The 25,091-nt window shown below is 40.8% G+C and carries 23 protein-coding genes; 10 read left to right on the forward strand and 13 right to left on the reverse strand.

What is annotated here, in order from left to right; translation table 11 throughout:
* Positions 1-579: 579 nt before the first annotated feature.
* The 3 genes from phoU to ACM5QX_RS21930 are packed head-to-tail and all read right to left on the reverse strand — an operon-like array spanning position 580 to position 3,413.
* Positions 580-1,248 (reverse strand): phosphate signaling complex protein PhoU, encoded by a 669-nt coding sequence (gene phoU / locus ACM5QX_RS21920; RefSeq protein WP_011320091.1) that lies wholly within the window; start codon positions 1,246-1,248, stop codon positions 580-582.
* Positions 1,249-1,297: 49 nt separating this feature from the next.
* Positions 1,298-2,602, reverse strand: coding sequence for a sensor histidine kinase (locus ACM5QX_RS21925; RefSeq protein WP_414755483.1), 1,305 nt, complete (start codon positions 2,600-2,602; stop codon positions 1,298-1,300).
* A 58-nt stretch (positions 2,603-2,660) separates the two neighbouring features.
* Positions 2,661-3,413, reverse strand: a complete 753-nt coding sequence (locus ACM5QX_RS21930; RefSeq protein WP_011320093.1) for a winged helix-turn-helix domain-containing protein — start codon at positions 3,411-3,413, stop codon at positions 2,661-2,663.
* Positions 3,414-3,961: 548 nt separating this feature from the next.
* Here ACM5QX_RS21930 and ACM5QX_RS21935 point away from each other — a divergent pair.
* Positions 3,962-4,945 (forward strand): hypothetical protein, encoded by a 984-nt coding sequence (locus tag ACM5QX_RS21935; protein ID WP_414755484.1) that lies wholly within the window; start codon positions 3,962-3,964, stop codon positions 4,943-4,945.
* Positions 4,946-4,989: 44 nt separating this feature from the next.
* Entirely contained in the window at positions 4,990-6,069 is a 1,080-nt protein-coding gene (locus ACM5QX_RS21940) for a hypothetical protein (RefSeq protein ID WP_414755485.1), read from the forward strand.
* 80 nt (positions 6,070-6,149) lie between these two features.
* Here the strand turns inward: ACM5QX_RS21940 and ACM5QX_RS21945 are convergent, their stop codons facing one another.
* The 4 genes from ACM5QX_RS21945 to ACM5QX_RS21960 all read right to left on the reverse strand — a co-directional run bounded on the left by ACM5QX_RS21945 (position 6,150) and on the right by ACM5QX_RS21960 (position 8,199).
* The gene (locus ACM5QX_RS21945; protein WP_414755486.1) at positions 6,150-6,302 is read right to left on the reverse strand and encodes a hypothetical protein; all 153 of its coding nucleotides are present in this window, start codon (positions 6,300-6,302) and stop codon (positions 6,150-6,152) included.
* 388 nt (positions 6,303-6,690) lie between these two features.
* Positions 6,691-7,464, reverse strand: coding sequence for a 1-(5-phosphoribosyl)-5-[(5-phosphoribosylamino)methylideneamino]imidazole-4-carboxamide isomerase (gene hisA / locus ACM5QX_RS21950; protein WP_414755487.1), 774 nt, complete (start codon positions 7,462-7,464; stop codon positions 6,691-6,693).
* 56 nt (positions 7,465-7,520) lie between these two features.
* Positions 7,521-7,811 carry a DUF3593 domain-containing protein gene (locus tag ACM5QX_RS21955; protein ID WP_414755526.1) on the reverse strand — a complete coding sequence of 97 codons (291 nt, stop codon included), beginning with the start codon at positions 7,809-7,811 and terminating at the stop codon, positions 7,521-7,523.
* Positions 7,812-7,890: 79 nt separating this feature from the next.
* Positions 7,891-8,199 (reverse strand): DUF2499 domain-containing protein, encoded by a 309-nt coding sequence (locus ACM5QX_RS21960; RefSeq protein WP_010998641.1) that lies wholly within the window; start codon positions 8,197-8,199, stop codon positions 7,891-7,893.
* Between the two features lie 184 nt (positions 8,200-8,383).
* On the opposite strand from ACM5QX_RS21960, the gene csaB reads away from it, so the two are divergent.
* Positions 8,384-9,430 (forward strand): polysaccharide pyruvyl transferase CsaB, encoded by a 1,047-nt coding sequence (gene csaB / locus ACM5QX_RS21965; protein WP_414755488.1) that lies wholly within the window; start codon positions 8,384-8,386, stop codon positions 9,428-9,430.
* A gap of 118 nt (positions 9,431-9,548) precedes the next feature.
* Here the strand turns inward: csaB and ACM5QX_RS21970 are convergent, their stop codons facing one another.
* Positions 9,549-10,547 carry an NAD(P)/FAD-dependent oxidoreductase gene (locus ACM5QX_RS21970; RefSeq protein ID WP_414755489.1) on the reverse strand — a complete coding sequence of 333 codons (999 nt, stop codon included), beginning with the start codon at positions 10,545-10,547 and terminating at the stop codon, positions 9,549-9,551.
* A gap of 86 nt (positions 10,548-10,633) precedes the next feature.
* Positions 10,634-11,170 (reverse strand): cytochrome b6-f complex iron-sulfur subunit, encoded by a 537-nt coding sequence (petC, locus tag ACM5QX_RS21975; RefSeq protein WP_414755490.1) that lies wholly within the window; start codon positions 11,168-11,170, stop codon positions 10,634-10,636.
* Positions 11,171-11,457: 287 nt separating this feature from the next.
* On the opposite strand from petC, the gene ACM5QX_RS21980 reads away from it, so the two are divergent.
* The 6 genes from ACM5QX_RS21980 (at position 11,458) to ACM5QX_RS22005 (ending at position 17,007) form a co-directional block, all read left to right on the forward strand.
* Positions 11,458-12,759 (forward strand): NAD(P)/FAD-dependent oxidoreductase, encoded by a 1,302-nt coding sequence (locus tag ACM5QX_RS21980; RefSeq protein WP_414755491.1) that lies wholly within the window; start codon positions 11,458-11,460, stop codon positions 12,757-12,759.
* A gap of 32 nt (positions 12,760-12,791) precedes the next feature.
* Positions 12,792-12,956 carry a hypothetical protein gene (locus tag ACM5QX_RS21985; RefSeq protein ID WP_414755492.1) on the forward strand — a complete coding sequence of 55 codons (165 nt, stop codon included), beginning with the start codon at positions 12,792-12,794 and terminating at the stop codon, positions 12,954-12,956.
* 270 nt (positions 12,957-13,226) lie between these two features.
* The gene (locus ACM5QX_RS21990) at positions 13,227-13,559 is read left to right on the forward strand and encodes a DUF6825 family protein (protein WP_011320104.1); all 333 of its coding nucleotides are present in this window, start codon (positions 13,227-13,229) and stop codon (positions 13,557-13,559) included.
* A gap of 261 nt (positions 13,560-13,820) precedes the next feature.
* A complete protein-coding gene (locus ACM5QX_RS21995; protein ID WP_041456885.1) occupies positions 13,821-15,506 on the forward strand; it encodes an ABC1 kinase family protein in 1,686 nt (561 codons plus the stop codon).
* An 18-nt stretch (positions 15,507-15,524) separates the two neighbouring features.
* A complete protein-coding gene (locus ACM5QX_RS22000) occupies positions 15,525-16,247 on the forward strand; it encodes a Stp1/IreP family PP2C-type Ser/Thr phosphatase (RefSeq protein WP_414755493.1) in 723 nt (240 codons plus the stop codon).
* 562 nt (positions 16,248-16,809) lie between these two features.
* Positions 16,810-17,007: an NblA/ycf18 family protein gene (locus tag ACM5QX_RS22005; RefSeq protein ID WP_010998650.1), complete on the forward strand. Its 198-nt coding sequence runs from the start codon at positions 16,810-16,812 to the stop codon at positions 17,005-17,007.
* Positions 17,008-17,466: 459 nt separating this feature from the next.
* On the opposite strand, the gene ACM5QX_RS22010 is transcribed toward ACM5QX_RS22005, so the two are convergent.
* From ACM5QX_RS22010 to ACM5QX_RS22020, 3 genes are all read right to left on the reverse strand, one after another.
* On the reverse strand, positions 17,467-19,029 hold the full coding sequence (locus tag ACM5QX_RS22010) for a serine/threonine-protein kinase (protein WP_414755494.1): 1,563 nt from the start codon (positions 19,027-19,029) through the stop codon (positions 17,467-17,469).
* Positions 19,030-19,468: 439 nt separating this feature from the next.
* Entirely contained in the window at positions 19,469-19,912 is a 444-nt protein-coding gene (locus ACM5QX_RS22015; protein WP_011320108.1) for a hypothetical protein, read from the reverse strand.
* A gap of 157 nt (positions 19,913-20,069) precedes the next feature.
* Complete coding sequence (locus ACM5QX_RS22020; RefSeq protein ID WP_414755495.1) at positions 20,070-21,248, reverse strand: anhydro-N-acetylmuramic acid kinase; 1,179 nt, start codon at positions 21,246-21,248, stop codon at positions 20,070-20,072.
* A 381-nt stretch (positions 21,249-21,629) separates the two neighbouring features.
* Here ACM5QX_RS22020 and ACM5QX_RS22025 point away from each other — a divergent pair, with 381 nt between their 5' ends.
* Positions 21,630-22,391 carry a PEP-CTERM sorting domain-containing protein gene (locus tag ACM5QX_RS22025; RefSeq protein ID WP_414755496.1) on the forward strand — a complete coding sequence of 254 codons (762 nt, stop codon included), beginning with the start codon at positions 21,630-21,632 and terminating at the stop codon, positions 22,389-22,391.
* A 247-nt stretch (positions 22,392-22,638) separates the two neighbouring features.
* Here the strand turns inward: ACM5QX_RS22025 and ACM5QX_RS22030 are convergent, their stop codons facing one another.
* Positions 22,639-24,966 carry a putative PEP-binding protein gene (locus ACM5QX_RS22030; protein ID WP_414755497.1) on the reverse strand — a complete coding sequence of 776 codons (2,328 nt, stop codon included), beginning with the start codon at positions 24,964-24,966 and terminating at the stop codon, positions 22,639-22,641.
* Positions 24,967-25,091 lie beyond the last annotated feature (125 nt).

The following is a 25,091-nucleotide window of genomic DNA, read 5'->3' on the forward strand; positions in this document are numbered from 1 at the left end:
TAATTCTTGTTGTAGCGTCTAATTTTATTATCACTACATATTTACCACTACCAAATAAACAAATGATTAAAGTATATTTAATAAACACACTTTATTTTAAGAGTCCATCTTTATAGTTTGTAAGTAATTTTTGAATTGCTATTTCAGAGTTAAATCATAGGGTCTTCATATATTGATATTTATCAAATAGCTGTATTTTAAACACCTAAGATCAGGACAAATATAATCCTTGCTGATGAGTAACATAAGATTACTTAATGTTGTTTTTTCTTCCTTTCGCCTTAAACGCTCATATGACGAATCGCGCAACAAGAGAGTGAAAATTTCTTTTCTCTCTACCTAAATAATCTCTAATTCCTACGTTGAGGTCAGAGTCTGGTGATGATAATCAACCAAAGCTTTACTTAAGGCTCTTTGGTTAAATGTAATACTTTTTACTATGTGTTTTAGCTGTCGTTATAAGCTAATCTAGTTTTGTCAGTTTAAGAAAAGATAAACGATTGGTAAAATATCACCTTTAATAAAAAAAATCCCGCTCCTGGGAGGGATGGGATTCGCTAAAAAATACTCCAGCTACAATTAGGCACGTTGACCAGTCACGATATATGCCACTCGTTGACCGATGTTAGTTGCATGATCAGCCATACGTTCTAAACAACGAATTGCCAGTGCTAGCAGTATGATTGGCTCAACAACGCCTTGCACATCTCGTTGCTGGGATAGAGTTTGATAGAGGTGATCATAGGCATTATCTACAGCATCATCTAAGTGCTTGATACTACGTCCACCGGCTTCATCTAAATCTGCCAAAGCCACTAAGCTAGTAGCTAGCATAGCTTGGGCGTGATGGGCCATGACAGCAATTTCCGGTAGAGATGGGTGAGTCGGATAAGGAAAGATTTTGACTGCTATTTGAGCTAAATCTTTGGCATAATCACCAATACGCTCTAAATCTCTGACTAATTGCATAAAAGCACTCAAACAGCGCAAATCTTGGGCTGTAGGTGCTTGTAATGTCATTATGGATGTACAATCTGATTCTATTTGTCTATAAAAACGGTCTATTTTTTTATCTAATCGGGGAAGTTCCTCAGCCGCTTTTAAGTCGCGGGAGAATAAGGCTTGGTGGCTGAGGCGGAATGATTGTTCTACCAAAGCTCCCATGCGTAATACATCCCGTTCTAAACGCCTAATGGCTCGTGCTAACTGGGGATTTTCAGGGTTGGGACTATAAACGACAGCTTTCACACTTGTAGTCTCAAACGTGAAGATATCTTTAACTATAGTCTTGGCGTTGTCAGTTTGCCACTACTTCAGGTATGTGAAGTTGTATCCATGCGCCACCGATTTCTGAATGGTTCATGGCTTTGATAGAGCCACCGTGAGCTAAGATAATTTGTCTGACGATCGCTAAACCTAAGCCATTACCGACAATATTAGTATCCTGCAAAGCTGAGTGTGTCCGGGCTTTATCTCCCCGATAAAACCGCTCAAAAACATGGGGTAAATCTTCTTCTGCAAAACCTTTACCAGCATCAATTAAATTTATTTCGAGGATGGGAGGAGCAGAATTAGCTTCATGATTCTTCTTAAAGGATAAGATTTCGGCTTGAATTTGAATACTGGTATTGGGTGAACTGTACTTAATACTGTTATCTAGCAAGTTGAGAAATACTTGATAAATCCGGGCTGAGTCGGCTTTAATCAAGAGTTTTTCTGGGCCGGAGTAGGAGAGAGACAGATTTTGACGCTGTGCTAGAGGTTCTAGGGTTTCCCACACTGAAGTGATGAGCGATCGCAATTCTACCGTTTCCATCTGCAACTGCATGGTAGGATTTGCTTCCATTTGGGTCAGTTCTAGCCAGCTTTGGACTAAGTTAACCAGTCTGTCCACTTCCTGCATCAAACGGTCAACCCAACGATTTAAGGGCGGTTCCAGGCGATTTTGCAGGGTTTCTGCAACCAAGCGAATGGAGGTTAGGGGTGTGCGTAATTCATGGGCTAAATCAGAAAAAGACCTTTCCCTTACCTGATTCATGTCTAGGAGGGGCTGGCGATTTTCCAGAAAAACTCCCACTTGTTCATCGGGTAGTGGTAAGCTAAACGCCCTTAACATCATAGATTTGATGGTGGGCATTTCTGCGGCGTTATCACAAGAGGGATGAAATACCCACTCTTTAGTTTGAGGTTTTTGGCGATCGCGTGTTTGCTCGATTAACTGATCAAGTTCATAAGAACGCACCAATTCTAGCAACAAACGCACCTGTCCCGGTTGCCATCTTTGTAAGTATAAGATTTCTCTGGCTTGCTGATTACACCACAGCAATTGATTTTCTTCATCAACCTGCAAATAGCCCACTGGCGCAAATTCCAGTAGGTCTTGGTAAGTTTGCAGCGACTGTTGCAAATCTAGTCGATGCTGTTTGAGAGTAGCGATTTCTCGTTGCAGACGAGGAAGCAACGGCAACGCCACTTTCAGCTTAGAAGTATGGGAGTGCAGAGGTTGGGTAACTCGCGTCAGGTAGCGGTTTAGTTGAATTTGTTGCCAAATCCATAACCCAATACCCACCGCCAAACCCAGAAAAAATCCCAATAAGAGCATTTGAGTTTAAGTTGTTAGTTGCGGGTGATTAATAAAAACTAACAACTATCTCAATAGCTTATCCGAATCGATATCCAAATCCTCTTACAGTCACAATATATTCTGGGTGACTGGGGTCTTGTTCCAATTTTTCTCGCAACCAACGAATGTGGACATCTACAGTTTTGCTATCGCCGACAAAATCCGGCCCCCAAACCTGGTCTAGCAATTGTTCCCGTGACCATACTCGACGGGCATAACTCATAAACAGTTCCAACAAACGGAACTCTTTGGGTGAAAGATTTACTTCTTGTCCTCGTACCAATACGCGACACTCTTGAGGATTTAAAGTCACATCTTTAAATTTCAGTACAGGTAGTTGGGGTAAAGTGATGAGGCGCTGACGACGGAGTAAAGCGCGGCAACGTGCCACCAACTCCCGCATACTAAAGGGCTTAGTTAAATAGTCATCTGCCCCTACTTCTAAACCTAACACGCGATCGGTTTCACTGCCTTTGGCACTGAGCATCAAAATTGGTACTGGGTTGCCTTGATGACGCAACAAACGGCAGATATCTAAGCCATTTATTTGGGGTAACATCAAATCGAGAATCACCAAATCAAAGGGAAAATCACCTCCGTTTGGTTCAAAACTTTTGAGATACTCCACAGCTGACCTACCATCAGCAGCAGTTACTACCCCATAACCTTCCTCTTCCAGTGCTACTGCTAGCATTTCTTGGATGAGTTCTTCGTCTTCCACTACCAGAATCCGACTGGTTTGTCCAATCTCTGTTCTAGCCGAATACTTAATCGATTCACTGGTGTACATTGATATCACAAAAGTTCAGGCCCTGTGGTTGTATCAATATGGTGGTTAGAGTTGATTATCTATTTTTCACTACATTCACACTTTGGCGATCGTGAATGATTCTGCAAGTAATATATGTAACACTGCCAAATATACCATAAATCGCTCTAGCTACACGCTTAGAGCAATTTCTGGAGTGCAATAGCTCTATACAAAATTTAAAATACACCACAGATAGCCCCAAGAGATCCAAAATTCCAAAATTCTACAGGATTTTAGATTGAGCCTGAATATAGATATTGATTGTCAACTAAAACCACAAACTGCTTGACAGGGGTCTATTGATTTAAGTATATTCTTTTTAGTACTTTTGTACTAAAAGCGTACCAAACAACAATAAAACTCACGGCATAAAATCAAATTTATGCCAAGTAATATTTATTGCTTTATTACAGTATTTGCACTGCACCTTAAATGTATATTTAGGGGCTACCATCATGTGTGCATGGAGTAGTTACTGGTATTGCTGACTACTCAATTAATCATCATCTAATCAAGGGAGTTGAAATATGACGACAGTTGCCCTCAAAGATAGTAAGCAGCAACTAATGCAAGCATTTCAACAAATTTTAGCAGAACAGAAAAAACTAGAATCCAAAATAGCCACTAAACAAGAAGAAGCAGACAAGGCAAAAAATCAAGAAATTTTGGCAATTGCTTCTCAATATACAGTTGATAGTATTGTCAAATCTTTAGCAGATTTACAATTAGAATTTGGTAGCACTGTTAATGCACTCTCTACAAAATTGGCTAAAGAAAACTCTAAATTAGATGAGTTGAACCAATCTATAGAAATTGAAACAAAGCATTTACAAGAGTTACAGAAAATTAGAGTTGTTGCAGATGCTTTAGATATCTTGACTCAAGAACACCAGGAAAAATTAAAGACTCTAGAGCAAGATACAGCTAGTAAAAGAGAAGCTTTAGAAAAAGAAATATCAACTAGACGTAAAGAATGGCAAAAAGAGCAAGCAGAATATGTAGAATCTCTACAAAGTTACAATGATATTTTAGCCAAAGAACGCCAGCGAGAAGCAGAAGAATATCAATATAAATTAGAAACAAATCGTAAACTCAACACAGATGTATACGAGTCTAAAAAACGGAATCTAGAAAGAGATATTCAAGAAAGAACTCAACAGAAAGAAAAAGATTGGTCAGAAAGAGAAAAAATTAACACCGAACGTCAAACCATCTTTGCAGAATATCAACAAAAAGTAGCTGCATTCCCAGCAGAATTAGAAGAAGCAGTGAAAAAAGCTAGAGAAGAAGCAATTAAAGATACAAGTCAAAAAGCTAAAATTGAAGCAGATTTATTTGAAAAAGAGTGGGAAGCCAGTAAGCAGAGTTACGAATTAAAAATTAAATCACTGGAAGAAACTATTCAAAAACAAACAGAACAAATAGAAAGTATTTCGGCTCAATTGCAAACAACACTAAAACAATCACAAGATTTAGCAATGAGAGCTTTTGATAGTTCCACAACTAAATAAATTTGGAAATTTACAATAAATAGTGGCAGTAAATAGAGGTTTTTATGGCAGTCAAAAAGTTAACTGATAAGAACACAAAAGCAGAAATTTTACAAGCTTATGAGGATTTAACTAAAGAAATCGCATCTCTTAAGTCTCAACTTAGCCAAGCACCTAAAGAAACACCAACTATCAAGAAAGAACAACCAAAATCAGAACAAACTCAGATAATGAATCAGCCTTATACCATCCAACAAAAAATGAATTATACAATTGAGAGTCTAGCAAAAATTCAGTTGGGATTTGGTAGTGCAGTAAATGAATTATCGGAAAAGCTGACTACACAAGCTTCAAGACTATCTGGAATTAGCGAAGCGGTGGCCACAGAAGTTGAGCAATTAAAAACCCTACATAGCTTAGAAGTTTCTGAAAATACATTAGATACACTTATTACTACTTATGAAGAAAATGCAAAAGCCTATCAAGATGAGTTTAATCAGCGCTATGACGTACTTTCACAAGAAATTCTTGAACAAAGAATAAATTGGCAAAAAGAACAAGAAGAATACCAAAGAAATATCAAAGAACGAAATGAAAATCAAAATAAAACTCGACAACGAGATAATGCAGAGTACAAATATGATTTAGAACTTGCTCGTCAATTGGCAACGGATGACTACGAACAACAGCAGAAAGCTTTGTATAACCAATTAGAAGCATTACAACAAGATGCAGAAAAACAGTGGAATGATCGGGAAAAAGTAATTGCCGAAAGAGAAAAGCAATTTGAAGATTTTAAAACGAAGGTAGAAGTATTTCCTAAAGAGAAAGAAGCTGCTATTAAGAAAGCTACAGAAGAAGGTAAAGGAATTGCTTACTACCAAGCTAAGGTTAAAGCTGATTTATATGCTAAAGAAGTAGAAGGACAGAAACGCTTCTATGAACAGAGACTTCAGTCTTTGGAACAGACAATTAACAATCAAGAGACACGACTGCAAAACTTATCTAAACAGCTTGATTCCGCACTCAAGCAAGTTCAAGATTTAGCAGTAAAAGCTATTGAAGGTACGGCTAATGTCAATTCTTATCAAGCGATCAAGGAAATAGCTTTAGAACAAGCAAAAAGCCAAGTGAAAAATAAATAAACTACAAATAATAAAAATAAATAAAAAGACGTAATAAAAATTACGTCTTTTTAAGATATAAACACATTTAATTAAAAATATTATTGGTCTGTTTTATCTGGTTTTCCATTATTTAGTGGTTTTTTTCTATTCTTGTTGATTGCCTTTAAATTTTTATTGGATGGTTGATTGGGATTAGGTTGTTGGCTAGCCATAGAACGCAATTTGGTAATGAGTAATAATTGTATCTTCATTTAGCATATTACTATTTCCAGAAATCAGTCAATAAATTTACATAGCAAAATAAAATAGAGACGTTATAATATTTACGTCTCTATGTCCAAGGAAACCCATTATTTGTAGTTGTTTTAAGAACTGAAAGATTTATCAGAATAAATTATTCAGTATTTTAAGCTACTTTCTATAGATAGTTGTTCGGCAGGTTAATTTGATTACAACCAAATGTTTTAAACGAGTCAAAGGGAAACGCTAACTGTCGATGAACTTATATACCTAACTACAATCTGGTATTGAGGATTCCGGAAATTAAAAACACTATGGCAATTTACAGACGATACTTGTGTTCACGTAGTATCTTGTGAAGATCCTACGCAAACACCATCAGCCTCAAGTTGAATTATCTTAAGCAAAGGAAGAGAAGTCTAGATTAGGCGGTATGTCTTGAATACGTCCTGGGCCGATCGCCTGCAATGCCTCTTTTAAGCTAATATCACCCGTATACAATGCACGTCCCACAATCACACCAGTCACGCCTTGGGGTTCCAACGCCAACAAACTCAACAAATCGGTGACAGAACTTACCCCACCAGATGCAATCACAGGGATGGAAATAGCGGCGGCTAGTTCTCGCAATGCGTCTAAATTCGGGCCTGCGAGAGTCCCGTCACGGTGGATATCTGTGTAAATAATGGCGGCTGCACCCATTTCCTGCATCTGTACAGCCAATTGAGTTGCTAAAACTTCAGATGTCTCTAACCAACCACGAGTAGCTACTAGTCCGTTACGGGCATCAATACCGATAATAATTTGTCCGGGGTATTGTTGACAGAGTTCTTGCACAAGCTGGGGTTGTTCTACGGCGACAGTACCGAGAATTGCCCACTGTACACCTAAATTAAATACTTGTTCCACACTAGAACGATCGCGCAATCCGCCACCAATTTCAATAGGTATAGAAATAGCTTGAGCGATCGCTTCAATTGCTCCTAGATTTACTACTTTACCTGCTTTTGCACCATCTAAATCTACTATGTGCAAACGTGTCGCACCCTCATCTACCCACTGTTTAGCAACATCAACAGGATTTTCGCTAAACACTTGTGAGCGATCGTAGTCTCCCTGATAGAGTCGCACACAACGACCTTCTAGTAAATCAATTGCTGGAATAACATCCATCTCCATCCCCCTGTATTTAATGCCATGAAGAATACTAATTTTGTGCAAATCCCGATTTAGTTTTTCGCTTTTACTTGTCTGATAGCTTGTGCGAAACCCACTACAATCAAGATGTTAGAAAGAGTCAAAAATACTTCCGCACCACCGTGTAACCAGTCTACGTTTGCTAAGGCTTCACCATAATGAACTTTGGCATAAATGCCGGCGGGAATAGTCACACCTACAAAAACAAGAGTACCGTAAAATCCATATAGGGCTAAACGAGGCATCAGCTGACTGCGATGGATAAACCACAAGAAACCCAAATAGGGAAATAGGGATAGGGCAAATAGGGTTTCTTTAGACATAATCACTGTTAATTTGGTAACTGGTAATTGGTAATTGGGGGGAGAGATTTGCACTCGTTTACCTTCTCTCCCTCATTCTCTAATCCCTAACCTCTATTTTCGCAGAACGCCAAATCAACCATGCTGCTGCCAACAGGGTAAAATTCCCTACTAAAGTCATGGTTGCTTGCAGTGTCACTATCCATTCTAGAGATTCGGAGTTATCGAAATAATGCCATGTACAAGCACACATAGCACTAATCAAGGCAGGTAACATTGCTAGGGACAATCCCCACCAACTGCGGTTAGCAGTGAGTTCGCCATAAGTCCAGATTAACCAAATAGCGGCAATCCACTCGATAACGCTAGAAACATGAATAATCCAGGTGGGAATTGAGAGAACGTTCATAAGATGGTCAATAGTCAGTAGTCAATTGTCAATAGTCAGTAGTCATTAGGCTTTGACTCAGCACTCGGCACTATGTTCATCTTCCCATAGGTAAATTCATATTTTTGGCGATATGACTGACATCTCGTCAACAATGAAGAAAATATTGATAATCTAAAATCCAACATCCACAATTTTAAATGGAATGCGGGCATTATTATCTGGGTATTACGGTAAGGGAAATGGTGGTGACGAAGCTTTATTGGCAACGCTGCTGCAAATGTTACCATCTCATGTTACGCCTGTGGTGCTGTCTGGAAATCCAGAAGAAACTAGCGATCGCTATGGTGTAGAATCTCACAATCGGATGTCTCTTACATCTGTGTTGCCAGCTTTACGTTCTTGTGATGCTTTGATTTGGGGTGGCGGGAGTCTCATTCAGGATGTCACCAGCAGTATCAGTCCTTTTTACTATGGGGGACTGATGGCGTTAGCGCAGAAAATGGGTTTAAAGACTGTAGCTTGGGCGCAAGGGATTGGCCCCTTGGCGCGTCCCCAGACTCGCTGGTTAGCACAACAGAATTTTTCTGGTTGCACTACAGTTAGTGTACGCGATCGCGTCAGTGCTGCATTATTAGCTGATTGGCAGATTCCTTATATACTTGCACCAGACCCAGTTTGGGCGTTACAGGCCAAACCATTCCCAGAACTTGCCAATTTACCTACCCCTAGAATTGCTGTCACCTTAAGAAACCATCCCCAGTTAACAACCCCACGGTTAGCTAACTTAACTCAAGCTCTAGTAGACTTACAAAAATCTACCCAAGCTTTTATTTTATTACTGCCATTTCAAAAAAGCGAAGATTTAGCGATCGCTCAAGCAATACAACCACAATTAAAAGATGTTAGCGAAATTGTGTGTATAGAAGACCCACAGATTTTAAAAGGTGTATTTCGTGGTGTTGAAATGGCGATCGGTATGAGGCTGCACAGTTTAATTATGGCAGCAAGCGAAGGTTGTCGCTGTTTTGCCTTGAGTTATGACCCCAAAATCAATCGTTTAATGGAAGATTTGGCAATACCCGGATGGGATTTAGCCAATCTACCAGATAACGCCAATGTCATTAGTAAAACATGGATAGATTTCTACACTAACGTTCAACCTTTAGCATCTGAGAAAATCACAACCCTAGTAGAAGGTGCTTTTATGCACAGAGAATTATTGAGGAAAGCACTAGGGCGCATCAATTAGGTAAGCTGAGATTAAAACTGCGAGATCTAAGATAAACAACAGGAAAAAGATGATGGGTAGATACGCACTAAGAGATAAGCAGTGGGCGAGAGGGGTATGTGCAGGAGATTCGGTGTATCTAAATATTTGATATCAGATTCTCTTGCCAGCAACGTACACCAAAGGAACGACGGATATCACGCCAAATCTGTGTAGCAGCTAAAGCACCATCGCCAGCAGCAATCACGACTTGATTTAAACCAACTTTCAGATCGCCAATGGCAAAAATACGTGGGTGGGAGGTGCGACACATCTTATCTGTGACGAGATTACCCCCTTTTAACTCTAGGTCGATTCTTTGCAAATAGGTATTGTGATAGCGAGAACCCATTGAGATTAAACCAGTTTCTAACTCAACTACCGTACCATCTACCAATTCCACACCTGACATATGATGATTCTGACCTAAAAACTGCTTAATTGGTGTTTCCACTAAGCGATAACCATACTGCTGTAATTTAGAACGCAATTCTGTACTTACAGTAAACAATCCATGAGTAAAGATAGTAATGTAAGGTGTAAACCAACTCAGATTAAACACCATTTCCTCAATACTGGCTTCACTACCTGCAAAAAAGCCGCACTGTTTATCTATCATTTCATAACCATCACAAACCATACAAACGTGCAAATTATAGCCAGCGTATTCAAAAACATTCTGCATATTTTCTAAAGATGGTAGATGGTCAATAATGCCACTAGCCGCAATCAAATACTTAGAATGCAACACAAAGTAAGTACTATTTTGACGACCAACTTTCACTCGCACAGCAAAAGTATCGCCTTCGTCCACAACCTCTTCAACGTAAGCAGTTAAAAAATCTCCAGCCAATGATTCATAATGTTTTTTCCCTTGTTGTAACAACACGCGACCGGGAGTGTCTGGAGACAATCCTAGATAGTTATGTAATTCCTGCATCCAGAAAGAACGAGCCTTACCTTTATCAATAATTAGGCTAGAAAGACGGTATCTTTGTAAGTAAATTCCAGCAGATAAACCACCTGCGCCACCACCAACAATAATTGCATCATAAACATGGTCAAGACGTTCCGAAATATTAGTCTTTGATATTTGCATATTCTGGCTTTTTTCTATTTTTGTGGGGAATTAACGCAGTAAGCCATGTTTTCAAAAATTATCTTCTAGCAGCTTGCTTTTAAAAATTAAACCCACCAAGGTTTCTCACCAGTACGGGGATCTGTTTCTTGCCAAGATGAAATCCAAATGTAATCATCTTTAACCTGGACGTGAACCAACTTCAGAGGACGGTTAGCAGGTCCACGTTCTACGGAACCTTGGGCATCATAGCGTGAACCGTGACAAGGACATTGAAACTGTTGATCAACAGGATTCCAAGGGAAGGTACAACCCAAATGAGTACAGTTATTAACAATACCCATCGGATCAAGAGTGCCATCTTCCCTAACAGTTAAATAGGTAGGCTCACCAGCTAGTCCAGCAATTAAAGCCCGTGTTCCTGATGCTTGGACTAAAATTTGGCTGGCTGGGATGGGATGACCGATTTTGTCTTTAGCGAGAATACCACCTTCTGCGTCCGTACTTTCGGCTGGAGGCATAAAAAACTTAGTCGCTGGATATATGGCCGCACTAGCCGTAGCTGCCACAATAGCCCCAGTGAAGAAATTCAGGAGTTGCCGCCTGGACATGGAAGGATTGGGCTGATTTAAGGTATCGTCCATAAACTTTCTCACCTTTTCATTAAATTATACTCATACTATACTACTATATAGTTATATGGTGAGAAACTCCAAAAGGATCTTATTTTCCTTACTTCGTGTTTTACAGTCTGTAGCTTCATTAAAAGTCATACAAGAGTTCTGATAGCTGACAAATAATAATTATCAGAATCAATCTATGCTATTGAATTTGAAAATTGAGTATAAAAAACACACACAACATCACAAACCCCAGTCTCTAAACCTTCATTTTTGCTAATCAACAATCAAATATTCGGAGATTTCCGGCAATGGCTCACATTGTTATCGTCGGTGCAGGGTTGGGTGGTTTACCCACCGCTTATGAATTACGGCATATCCTCCCCAAACAGCATCAAGTTACCGTCATTTCAGAAACCCCTGACTTTACATTTATTCCTTCATTGCCTTGGGTAGCAATGGGTTTAACTTCCCTAGAGTCCATTCAGGTGAGTCTGCAACCACGGCTAAAGCAAAAGGGTATTAATTGGATACTAGGGCGAGTAGATTACTTGAATCCTCAAGACCAAAAAATATCGTTTGGAGAGCAAAGTATTACTTATGATTACTTAATTATCGCCACAGGTGCGGAACTGGCATTAGATGCAGTAGGTGGTTTAGGCCCCGATGGATATACTCAATCAGTATGCAATCCGCATCATGCAGTCAAGGCGTTTCAGGCTTGGCAAAACTTTCTCTTAGCACCAGGGCCATTAGTAGTAGGGGCATTACCAAAAACGAGTTGTTTAGGCCCTGCCTACGAGTTTACGCTATTAGCCGACTACGTACTGAGGAAAAAGGGATTAAGAGAGCAAGTATCGATTACTTTTGTAACTCCAGAACCTTATGCGGGACATTTGGGTATCGGTGGGATGGCTAATTCTGCCGAGTTAGTGACAAAATTCATGGCAGAACGAGGGGTAGAAGTTATTGAAAACGCAGCAGTTACAGCAATTGAGCCACATCAGATTCATCTGGGGAATGGCAGAGTATTGCCATTTGCTTACTCAATGTTACTACCACCCTTCCGAGGGCCCCGCTTTGTCCGGCAAGTACCGGGATTAAGTAATCAGGATGGTTTTATTCCAGTATTGCCTACATACAGACATCCTGAATATGCCTCAATTTATGCGGTGGGAGTTGTAGTAGAAATTAAACCACCAGAGGTAACACCTATCCCCTTGGGAGTACCCAAAACTGGACAAATGACAGAAGCAATGGGCATGGCAGTAGCCCATAATATCGCCATTGAATTGGGAGTATTTTCTGCCCCGCCTGTGACTCCAACACTTGATGCGATTTGCTTTGCTGATTTTGGTAATTCGGGAATTTTATTTCTCGCTAACCCTGTATTACCTGATGTAGCCACAGGAAAACGTCGGCGGGCTGTAGCATTGAGCGGTATTTGGGTAACTTGGGCTAAAGCCTTATTTGAAAGGTATTTTCTAGCTAAAATCCGCTTTGGGACTGCTGTACCTTGGTTTGAAAAACTGGCGTTGAAATTATTGGGACTGTCTTTAGTTGCGCCTCTGGCAGTAAAGAGTAGTAGAAATATCAGCCAAGAGAATTGTTGAAGAAGATAGAGATTAAGAATGAGGAATCAATTATGAATTGTCAAGGAAACCGCCGCCGACATCATCAAATATCTAGGTTAAATCATAGGGGTAAAAGTGGTATGTGTGGTGTAGCGATCGCCAATACTACCACTAGCCCAACTTCTGCTTCTAATCTTCATCTTCCTGCTTTCCAACGTTGCGTAGGTCGTTATTAGAGAGGCGATCGCCTACAATAAGCTACGCGATTCTCTTATTAGGTGAGCCAGAAAAAAAAGAGCAGCATCTATTTTCTCAGCAGTAAAAATTTTAGATTTTCTTAATATCTAATCTAGTATTCATCATTAGCTGATTACATATCTATATAGTTACAATTGCTAGATAGCAAAACGGCAAACTAAATAAACCTAACAGCACACTGTCAGAAGGAAGCCGCAAAGCATACGGGCAAGTTATAATTCTCTTGCGGATGAGCGTAACAAAAATTTATGAGTAACCCCCTTGTACAGGCCTTTTTTGTCGGTAGAGCTGTAGCCGAAGTCATTAATGAACGTCTAGAAGTCGCTTTTACTGATGCTTTGAGTGAAATCGGTAAATTTGATGCGGAAGCTAGAGAACAGCTACGCCAATTCACTGACGAAGTGATAGAACGAGCAAACCGAGCCTCGGCGGCGGCTGATGCAGGTCAAACAACTACAGGTAGTGGACGACAAACTGGGGCTGCTGACTCAGTTGACTTACAAGCCACCATTGATGAGTTGCGAGCAGAAATTGCCCTGTTGCGTAACGAATTACAACGTTATCGCAGTAGTTCTGTATAGATTTAGTTAGTGGTCAGTTGTCAGTTGTGAAGCAGTGCGTTGGGGAGACAGCGCTGTGGGCGGCTTTGCCGACTTGAAGCGACTGTCGTCGAGTTCCCCGACTTGTAGCAACTGCTGTTAGCGTAGCGGTAGCGACGTTAGAATCGTCACCCCTAAGGGTCAGTCGTTCATTAGCAAATGGCAATTTAGGAAAACAATTTAGGGATCAGAGTGTCTTTTCTTCCAGGTGATTCAGTAATAACCCAACGGTACGCGCAAGATATGGAAACCAATTATTCAGATAAGGCTTACCGTTGGAATCGGGAAAACTACTCTAGCAAGCGGCGCTTTGTGGACATTTGGTCTTTTGTCTTGACCTTAATGTTCAAGCTTTGGCGCTACAACAAATCTTGGAGTTATCCTGGCGGTGTCACGGAAGCAAAACAGGCTGCAAGACGTAAAGCTCAAGCAGTCTGGATTCGTAATACTCTGCTGGATTTGGGGCCAACCTTCATTAAAGTCGGGCAGCTATTTTCTACCCGTGCAGATATATTCCCTGGCGAATATGTAGAAGAGTTGGCAAAGCTACAAGACAAAGTGCCAGCATTTGGCTATGAGCAAGTTGAAAAAATAGTTGAGCAAGAATTAGGTAAAAAAATTCCCGAACTCTTTCACAGTTTCGAGCCAATCCCTCTAGCCGCAGCTAGTTTGGGACAAGTACACAAGGCTGTATTGCATAGTGGGGAATCTGTCGTTGTTAAAGTACAGCGACCAGGATTAAAAAAGTTATTTGAGATAGATTTACGAATTCTTAAAGGCATTGCCCGTTACTTTCAAAGCCATCCCAAATGGGGACGAGGACGGGATTGGATGGGGATTTACGAAGAATGTTGCCGCATTCTTTGGGAAGAGATTGACTATCTCAACGAAGGTCGCAACGCCGACACTTTTCGGCGGAACTTTCGCGGCTATGAATGGGTAAAAGTCCCCAAAGTTTATTGGCGTTATGCTTCGCCACGAGTATTAACTTTGGAGTACCTACCAGGGATCAAAATCAGCCAATACGAAGCCATAGAAGCCGCAGGATTAGACCGCAAGGTCTTGGCTCGTCAAGGCGCTCAAGCCTACTTATTGCAACTGCTCAATAACGGATTTTTCCACGCAGATCCCCATCCAGGTAATATTGCGGTTAGTGCCGATGGAGCCTTAATTTTCTACGACTTCGGTATGATGGGGCAGATTAAATCAAATATCCGCGAAGGGCTAATGCAAACGTTGTTTGGTATCGCTCAAAAAGATGGCGATCGCGTAGTCCAGTCTCTCATAGATTTGGGAGCGATCGCACCCGTAGATGATATGGGGCCAGTGCGGCGTTCGGTGCAGTATATGCTCGACAATTTCATGGATAAACCCTTTGAAAATCAATCTGTAGCCGCAATTAGTGATGATTTATACGAAATAGCTTATAATCAACCATTTAGATTTCCTGCAACTTTCACTTTTGTGATGCGTGCTTTTTCCACCCTTGAAGGGGTAGGCAAAGGGTTAGATCCAGAGTTTAACTTTATGGAAGTTGCCCAACCATACGCAATGCAGCTTATGACCGATATGAATGGTTCAGATAGCAACAGCTTCCTCAACGAATTGAGCCGACAAGCAGTCCAAGTCAGTACCACGGCTTTTGGATTACCACGGAGATTGGAAGATACACTAGAAAAATTAGAGCGGGGAGATATGCGCTTGCGGGTACGTTCTATAGAATCAGAACGACTCCTCCGGCGACAAGGCAATATTCAGATAGGCATAGGTTATGCACTGATAATCAGTGGATTTACCCTTTCAGCAACTATTTTGTTAGTTAATCATTATGTATGGTTAGCACTGCTGGCTGGTTTAATTGCCGCAGCAGTGTCAGTAATGCTGATTCGACTGCTTCTCCGCCTAGATCGTTATGACCGTATGTATTAATTGTTGTGATAAAAAGTTATGAAACTCAACTTCACGGGTCACACTGATCCGGGGCTTATTCGTTCTAATAATCAGGATGATTACTATATCGACCCTGAGGGGCGGTTTTTCATCGTCGCTGATGGTATGGGTGGTCATGCAGGAGGTGAAGAAGCAAGTCGCATCGCCACAAGGGAAATCAAGGCGTATTTGACCTCTAATTGGGATGTTTCTAAACCCTCGCCCGAATTACTAGAACAAGCTTTATGGCAGGCAAACGAAGCCATTCTACAGGATCAGCAGAATCATCCTGAACGCGCTGATATGGGTACAACAGCCGTAGTCGTGATTTTCCGTAATCAAGAGCAGTGGTGCGCTCATGTTGGTGACTCTCGTCTGTATCGTTTGCGAGAAACACAACTAGAACAGGTTACGGAAGATCATACCTGGGTAGCCAGAGCAATTAAAATTGGCGACATTACCGCCGAAGAAGCACGAGTTCATCCATTTCGCCACGTTTTATCCAGGTGTTTAGGTAGAGAAGACCTACACCAAGTAGATGTGCAACCACTGGATACGAAGATAGGCGATCGCCTATTGTTATGTAGTGATGGTCTAACAGAAGAACTTCCCGATCAGAAAATCGCTCATAACTTACAAATTAACTCTTTGTTGGATCAATCTGCTCTTTCCTTAGTGGAAGACGCAAAAGACCAAGGCGGACATGATAACATCACCGTCGTTATCATCGCTCTAGAATAATGTCCCCAAGATAGCTAATTTCCAACTAGCAACTCACAACCAAAAACCGCATTTTTAGTAAATATACTCAGCAATTTGTTCAACCTGAGCATTTTTCCTATTTGCAACTTGATACAAATATTTTTAGCAGCAAATTTCCCCACTGCCAGCTTAGTTTACATAAATTTTGTCTGTTGACATCTTGCACATAATAAGGTATGACGCATATAATGCGATATTACTACCATTAATTTACTACCCAGTCATGAACATCTCCCGCCAGAGAAAAGTTTCGACTAGGTAGTCAATTTTAGGTATTGAACCTGCTGTAAATTTATTAAACCGATAAATTTGCCCGAAATCTGCTCTAGCAGACTTGGGTTATATACCAGTAGGCTCAGGTGCAAAACAACAAAGCACAAATTTTACCCATTAAGGATATGGGCAACCTGTCCAATAGTTGTTATCTTTCTTAATACAGAGGAATAATCAACAATATGGGGCAGGTACTAACTAAAGTCCTATGCCTGTGGGGCTTCTGTAACCGACATAACCTTTACGCATTGTCCTTTAGGAGTCTGTTATGAACCAACCAATCGAATTGTCATTGGAACAACAATTCAGCATTCGTTCATTTGCCACCCAAGTACAGAACATGAGTCATGATCAAGCCAAAGATTTTTTAGTCAAACTTTACGAGCAAATGGTTGTTCGTGAAGCCACATATCAAGAGCTACTCAAGCATCAGTGGGGCTTAGATTCTGGTTCCACTCCGGCATAGAGTCGCTATGTGTCGCAGTGGGCGACCTCCTTCTCTTGCTCAGTTCCAGGGAGGAAAAGAGCTGGGGATGCTGGGGCGTCAACTTTCGACCAGAACAAGTTTACATTGACTAAAAGTAAATAACTCAAAACTAAACATGGCATCTACTTCTGCTGTTAAGTACTGTCTTCCTTTAACTTGTTTAGCTTCTTGTTTACCAAGCTGATAGTATTAGTAAACTTTAACCTTCAAATGACTACTGGTTACATTACTATGTACCTTTGGCCTTTAAATCCCGTAAGTACTCTTAGACACCCTATTTTTGTAATTAACCAGGAGCGTATTTTTCACTAACACTGATGATCATTATATTTATTGCCAATAATAGTTACAACTACGTTATATATTTTATTTATAAAAATTTACATATTTAGACAAGGTGTTTCACTAATACAGATGTTACAGATAATCCAAACAGTCCTAACCAGATAGATCAATGGGAGAATCCGTATCAATAGCTGCCAATTTAGCGAGAATTTGGGGCTTAAGTTTTTCATATTCTCCTTTGAGGAGGTTTTTACTCATTTGGGGATCAACACAAGAGACAAAGGTTTTCGCGGTCATAATCCACTGTTGTAGGCGTTGACGTTGAGCTGAGGCAACACTAGCACTTAAGACATGAGAACAGCGATTTGGTGATTCGCGTGCGAAGAATAGTAAACGATAGCCACCTGTTTTTACTAACAAGCTGGCTATCTCTTGACCGATACCAGTTTTGAGATCGAGATAGTAAGGTAACCATTTAGCTCCATACTTACGGTTATGGATAACCGTGATCCATAGCAGCATGGGATGAGGCGCTGCGATGAACAGAAATTGATTGTAGCGACTGCAAATGATACGTTTGAAAATTTCTTTTTCCGGTAGCATTACCCATAGTGCGGGTAAGACTTCTCCACTGACATTGATAGGCTGAGGAAAAACAATATCAGCAATAGGTTTATTTTGTGGCCAGGCAGTATTGTAAATAGTGTTATCCTGAGGTGCTGATAACAGCACATCGGATTTTATCTTTTGTTCGGAGACAACATTAATTGTTAAGGTAGCGGTAGATTGACGGCTGTCATAATTTTCCTGCTTCAATAAACGTTTAGTACGTTGTTGTTCGACAGACTCTAAAACTTGCAGTATTGCACTGATGCTGGATGGACGATCTTTTGCTGCCTTAGCTAAACAGTTCATTACTAAACTTTCTATCTCCTTAGGAATCGCTAAATCAGGCGCAACCTCAGAAAAAGTTCTTGGCGGTTGGTGGTGATGAGTTTTGTACCATGAGCCAAAAGAATGGGTAGGTGCAACTAATGGCATCTTACCGGTGAGCATTTCAAACATCATCACACCCAAACTATAAATATCGGAGCGATTATTTAATTCTTTACCCTCCATTTGTTCAGGAGATGAATAAGCCAGTGTCCCCAAATAAAATTTCGTCTGGTCACTATTTGACTGTAGTAATTTAGCAATACCAAAATCTAAGACCTTAACTAATTCTCCAAAACTGGGATCTTGAATCACTAGGATATTGCTAGGTTTAATGTCACGGTGAATAATGGGGTAGACTGTCCCATCAACTGGAATACCGTTGTGAGCGCACTGTAAACCCAAGCAAATTTGACGTGCCATACTCACAAAGCGAGGCAAAGATATATTTTGCTGGCGAATTATTTGGTTGAGGCTGTGTCCTTGCAGATATTCCATGACATAGAAGGGGATTTTATTTTCATCTACGCCGTAATCCATCACGCGCACAATATGAATACTTTTTTGCCCCAATAAAGCACAGGTTTTTGCTTCTCGCTCAAAGCGTTCTTGCAAACGCATCTTTTCATTTTGCATTGATAAAGCCAGAAACTTTACCGCAACAGGTACACCTCCCAACAAAACATCCTTGGCACGGTAAACTCTACCCATTGCCCCAGTGCCAATTAATTCCTGAAGCTGGTAGCGTTTGCCAAGTAAACGACCTATGTTGGGGTCTGACATAGAAAATTGGACTCCAATATTCAACAATGGTGAAGGACACCTGTACTGAAAAAGTGCAGAGTAGTATTAGCAGAACGATAAGCTGCTTGCTATTAGCGGGGTGTTTCGCCCGTAAAATTCGCCAGCCTCTCACCTTTAAACCTCTAGTCCCCTTTTCATTGATCGTGATGTACACAGTTCATTATGGATACTCAGGATATGAGTACTAAGTCTGTGGTTGAGGAGCGCAAACAAAAAACAATAGGTAGATATATCCTAATGTTCTGCACTGGGATTTTGATGTATTTTTAGTTTGCCCAATTTTTCTGTAGTAGATAACTTAGGGGATATCAAAAATTATCGGGATTGGGGATTTGGAAGAAGTAGGAAATAGGGAGTAGGGGAAAAGATCACTACTGACCACTGATAGCTAACACCTGACTATTGACTAATTACTTGATCAAGACTGACGCTCTAAGCTTGCTTCCATTGTGCTTGTTAAAAAATGACCTGACATAACACCGCTACTTAAATAATAGGCATCGTCAGAAATGCGGTGCATGGTTTCAAATCCACTACGACGTTGCCGATCGCTCATTGCCCAGTAACGTTGCACAATTGTATCTAGACCAATCCAACCCTCGCCTTCAACCTGTCCTAAAAGACTATGTTGGAGTAAAAAAGTATATTGGCGTTCTTCTTGATGTAAGCGCCCCTTATACTGTAGTGAAATTTCTGGGCGATCGCTACCTGGAAATATCAGCTTTGCTGCCATAGTAAACCAGTTATCTCGATTCCAAGCTACCAAGGTCATACCCTTGACGCTGATTGGCATACCATTGCGTTCTAGCCAACTGCCTTGTATTTTCCAGCGTCCTGGTTCCAACAAAAAAGTGTGAGCCACTTTGTATCTTCCTTGCCTTGATCGAGTAGTCCTCAGACTATAAACATATATTCTGCAAAGTCAAAATGTCATTAGTCGGTGGTCAGTGGTCAATAGAGACAATACGGACGTTGCAGTGCAACGTCTGTATATCGTCCCCAAATCCCAATTTCTATCTTCACCCTTGATGAATTTCTCCCAACAAAACTTCTTGTGGTGCGCCTGTGGCTGTTGGTAAGTTGCCTGGGATGCCTAATTGTCGCCAGTGAGCTAAAACAGCAAAAGCGATCGCCTCTTTAAAGTCGGCACTCACACCTGCTTCATCAGTGGTCAAGACGGGGATTGTTTCTAACGCTAACTGTAATCTTTGTTTTAAATACAAATTACGGCTACCACCGCCACATAAAAATACACGTTGTGGCATTTGTGGTAAAAAAGTACGGTAACTGTGAACAATGGAAGCTACAGTTAGTTCTGTGAGTGTTGCTAGCATATCAGCTGGACTAAGTTGGTATGGTTCCGCATCTTGGAAACATTGATTTAAGTAAGCTACGCCAAACAATTCTCGACCAGTCGATTTAGGGGGTGAGAGATGGAAATATTCATGGGTGAGCCATTTTTCTACTAAAGAATAGCAAGGAGTTCCACTGGCTGCCCATTTACCATCTTCATCATAGGTTTTAGCACCAGATGTCAGACGTTCTACTGCTAAATCTAATAGGCTATTACTTGGGCCTGTATCCCAACCACGAATTTGTGAAAGCCAGTCATCAGTACGTGCTGGGATATAAGCGAGGTTACCAATACCACCTAAATTTTGAATACAACGACTCTCATGGGGATGACTCAGTAAAAAGGCATCGACTCTGGGAACTAGGGGTGCGCCATGACCACCAACGGCGATATCAGCAACACGAAAATTACTGACAGTTGTAATTCCCGTTAAATAGGCAATCATCTCACCACGACCAAGCTGGAGAGTATAGCCAAGGGTTTTCTTCCCTACTCCTGCTTCTTTTGGTGGTCGATGATATACAGTTTGACCATGAGAACCTATTAAATTTGCTGGCTGATAACCTATTTGAATATTTTGAGCAGCTTGGGCAAAAGCTAGGGCGATCACATCATCCATATCTGCAAGTTCCAACATGGAAATAGCTTCGCCTGCACAAACTGCCAATATGCGTTCTCTTAACTCCGCAGGATAAGGATATGTTTTTCCTGCTAATAATTCAACTTTCAGATCCAATTCTGTGCCAGTAATCTCTACTAAGGCGGCATCTATACCATCTACAGATGTGCCACTGATCAAACCGATAACACGGCTAGGAAAGGCAGATGCTTGAGAAGAATACATGATTAAGTGTTGCTAATTGCCAGGGGTAGTTTAATTGATACTTGTCTTTTTGTCAAAAACTTAAATTTTCATATTGTCTTTATGAAAACAATATCGGTTCCGACCTATTTATTAACTGTCAAATTCATATTACCTTCAAGATTCCTTATCTTTAGACAGAATTTTATCTAATTACAATTTTATTTCATATTTCTTTTAAATTGCTGGATAAAATCCTTCAAAATAGTCAATATTTTTACTTATTGATGTTATGCAGTAAAGTACTAATTTGTGCATATATGCTTTTCACCAAAGTCTAGTATTTATATCCTGTTTTTCAACCTTAATTACTCACAGAATTAAGTGGTGTTTACTAATTAGACAAAAGCAGAGTTCAAAATTATGATTCTTAAAAAACTTGTTTGTGCCACATTACTCTCGACATCAGCAATCACTTCATTCATCTATGCTGGCTCTGCTCATGCTATTGGCTTCAAGGTAGAAACAGGTGTTGCTGGTCCTAATGGTGTTACCAATCAAGGTGCTTATTCTCAGTTTTGGCAAGATTCAGGTGTAACAACTGTTGATTTCAACAATGGTGTGGCACCAACCACAGGTTTTGCTAAATATTCATTTGAAAATGGCGGAAGTAGTAGTGTCAGAAAAGACCAATGGGCGCCAGCAGGGGCAAACGGAGAAGTAAATGATACAAGCTACTTGGCTGTTTTCAATGGTGATAAAGTGACCATTAACTTAGATAGCTATCTAAATTATTTTGGTATTGACTGGGGTGCGATCAGTAACAATAATACCTTCTCTTTTTATAATGGCGACACTCTGATAAAGTCTTTTACTACTCAAGATGTTAATACCGTAGCTCCTATTAGTGCTGCACAGCACGGTGGAGAACGTAATGGCTACCTTCATTTCTACTCTGAAAGCCGTAATGATCTTTTCAACAAGATTGTCATCTCTCAAGCTAGTACTGATGGTGGTGGGTTTGAAAGTGACAACCACTCTTTTAAGATTGGAAATGGCAGATTTAAAGGTTTTGATCCCCAATCTGTTCCTGAACCTGGTATGACTTTAGGGATGCTAGCTGTTGGTGGTTTGTTCTTACGTCAACACAAAAAGCAAAAATTGCAAAGTGCTAGCAAATCTTAATCTGATTTGAGTCCGAGAATTGGTAATTTTGAAGTAACTAAATAGAGATGATTTTTTCTCCATGATGCTTTTACAGTGTCTGGAGATAATTTTTATTGATAGTTAGTAGGGTGCATCAGTATGAGTAATTTCCTGGTACAACTAGGTTTTCTCGCAAGTAGCGCGCCCTACGTTTTGGATATTTTTTATCTGGAAGTCCCTTACACCCTAAAACCAGTGTTTGAGAAAGCATAACTGTCTACACCTTTCAAGCATGCTCTCCCATCTTTCGGCGTGCTGCTTCTAATAATAAGCTGTGTTCGGCACGAGCGATCGCCTGATATGTCCGTTCTACTGCTTCTGGTTCTACGGAAATCGATGTGATACCCCATTGCACCAATTGATCGATAATTTCTGGATATATTGCTGGCGCTTGTCCGCAGATAGAACAAGGGATGCCGGCTGTATGAGACATTTGGATTAGTTGGGCAATAGCAGCCATCACGGCCGGGTGGCGTTCATTTAAAGCTTTGGTGATGCCGCTTTGTTCCCTGTCTGCGCCTAATAGCAGTTGTGTCAAGTCGTTTGTGCCAATGGATATACCTGCTACGCCAGCTTTGACATATTCTGGTAGCAAAAATAAGACACTGGGAACTTCTGCCATTATCCAGAGTTGAAACTGGGGAACTTGGGTAAGTCCGAATTGTTCTGCTTTTTGGCGACAGAAGGTAAATTCTGCTACGCTGCGAACGAAGGGTAATAAAAGGTGAATGTTATCATAACCAGCTTTTTGAGCATTAGCGATCGCTGTGAGTTCTAATTCAAAAACACCAGAATTACGAACATAACTCAAGGTACCGCGATCGCCCAAAATTGACTGAGGTGCAGATTGAGAATTATTTGATGATAACTCATGCGATCGCCAATCCAAAGAGCGATAAAAAACGGGGCGTGGGGCAAAGGCACGGGCAAACTGGATAATCTGCTTAGATAATTGCTCTAATAATTCTGATTTTCGCCCATCCAAAAGCCAAAAATTTGGATGCTGACCTTTAAGTAAAGGTAGTAACATCAATTCTGAGCGCAATAATCCCACCCCATCTACAGGCAAGTTCTGCACCTGTTCAATTAGACTAGGTTGACTAAGGTTAACCAGCAGTTGGGTAGCAATCATTGGCATTTGCCTGCTAACAACAGGGTGAAATGGTGGAGTCGGAGGTTGCTGGTGTAGATTTTCTACCGTAGTGGCTTCGTCTGCTTTTAGTAAATATACCTCTCCGCGATCGCCATCTATTAGCAATCGTTCACCATTGGGAATTACTAAGGTGGCATCTGCTACATTCACAACGGCTGGAATGCCCAATTCCCTGGACAAAATCGCTGCATGACTGGTTACTCCTCCTTGGGCTGTGACGATACCAACGGCTTGTTCTAGTAACGACAACCAATCAGGTGTAATTGCTGGTACTACTAAAATTACGCCTTTAGGCAGTTGTTCTGGTTTCCGTTGGGAGTCGGTAACAACATAAGCATTGGCGGTGACACGTCCTCTAGCCGCCCCAGTACCCTTGATAAAACGTATACTGGGTATTGCAGATTGGGGAGTACTCACTTGCGTCATGTAGAGACAGGGGGTGGAGTTTTCCTCGGTAATTGTCCATTCGATAGTAAAACTGTTACCTAGTTCGCTTTTTAGTTGATGCCCCAAGGTAATGACTTGTTGTAGGTATTCTTCAGTTAAAGCATATTGTTGCTGGTGTGACTCTTCCACTGAATACGCGCCTACACAAAGGTTATCTAATTTGAATACCTCTTTTTTGGATAGTTCAGCACCATTCAATTCTGAACTGCCTAGACGATAAGCGAACATTTTATTTCCCAGATGTCTTTCCAAAACAATACCGGTTTCCTGCTGAACGTGGTATGTATCTGGTATAACTTCGCCCTGAGACAAGGCTAATCCTAATCCCCATGTAGCTTGGATTGTATAGCCTGAAGAGTTAGCGATTAATAAACCACTGGCGATCGCATTTTCTACTGGCTGTACCAAGATGGCTAGATTAACTTCTTGGAGGTTAACTCCCATACGTTGCCAATATAGCAAGCTTCTAGCGCGAAAAAGTTGACTCCAGGTATGCTTGAGAGTGTGAGCGATCGCATCTTCATTACAGTAACAGAAAGCAGCATCCAATAATCCAGATGTGTTTCCTAACCTGTGGGTTTTCGTTGCTAGTGTTAAACTGGGACGAAAAATTAAAAAGTTAGTTTGCCATTCCCTCGCGGTAGTAAGAATTGTATTCACCCACTGTGATGGTACAGTTGCATGAATAATTTCCTGGCGTAAACGCCCAGCCACCTGCTGGAGTTGTCGCCAGTTGGCTACATCTAAATGCAAGGAAGAATTGGGTAAGTTAGCGACCAATGATTCTGAACTGTTGAGAGTTTCTAGAAATAATCGCAAAACTTCTTCAGACACTACAAACCCAGGAACAACGGGGTAGCCGCGCTGCTTGATTCTACTTAAATAGAACGCTTTGTCACCTACTTTAGCGCGGTCTTGTAATTTAATTTGGTCAAGCCAGTAGAGTTTATCCACTCAATTTTTTTGGTTGTCAGTTTGCCAGGAGAAGTTTTTATATTTATGGTTAGTAGTTGCACTATCCCCTTTGTTAATTCCCTCCTTCATAAGTATTTTTTGATGATTAAGGGACTTGGAGATAA

This window comes from Anabaena sp. CCY 9910, from assembly GCF_963920875.1.
GTDB lineage: Bacteria > Cyanobacteriota > Cyanobacteriia > Cyanobacteriales > Nostocaceae > Trichormus > Trichormus variabilis.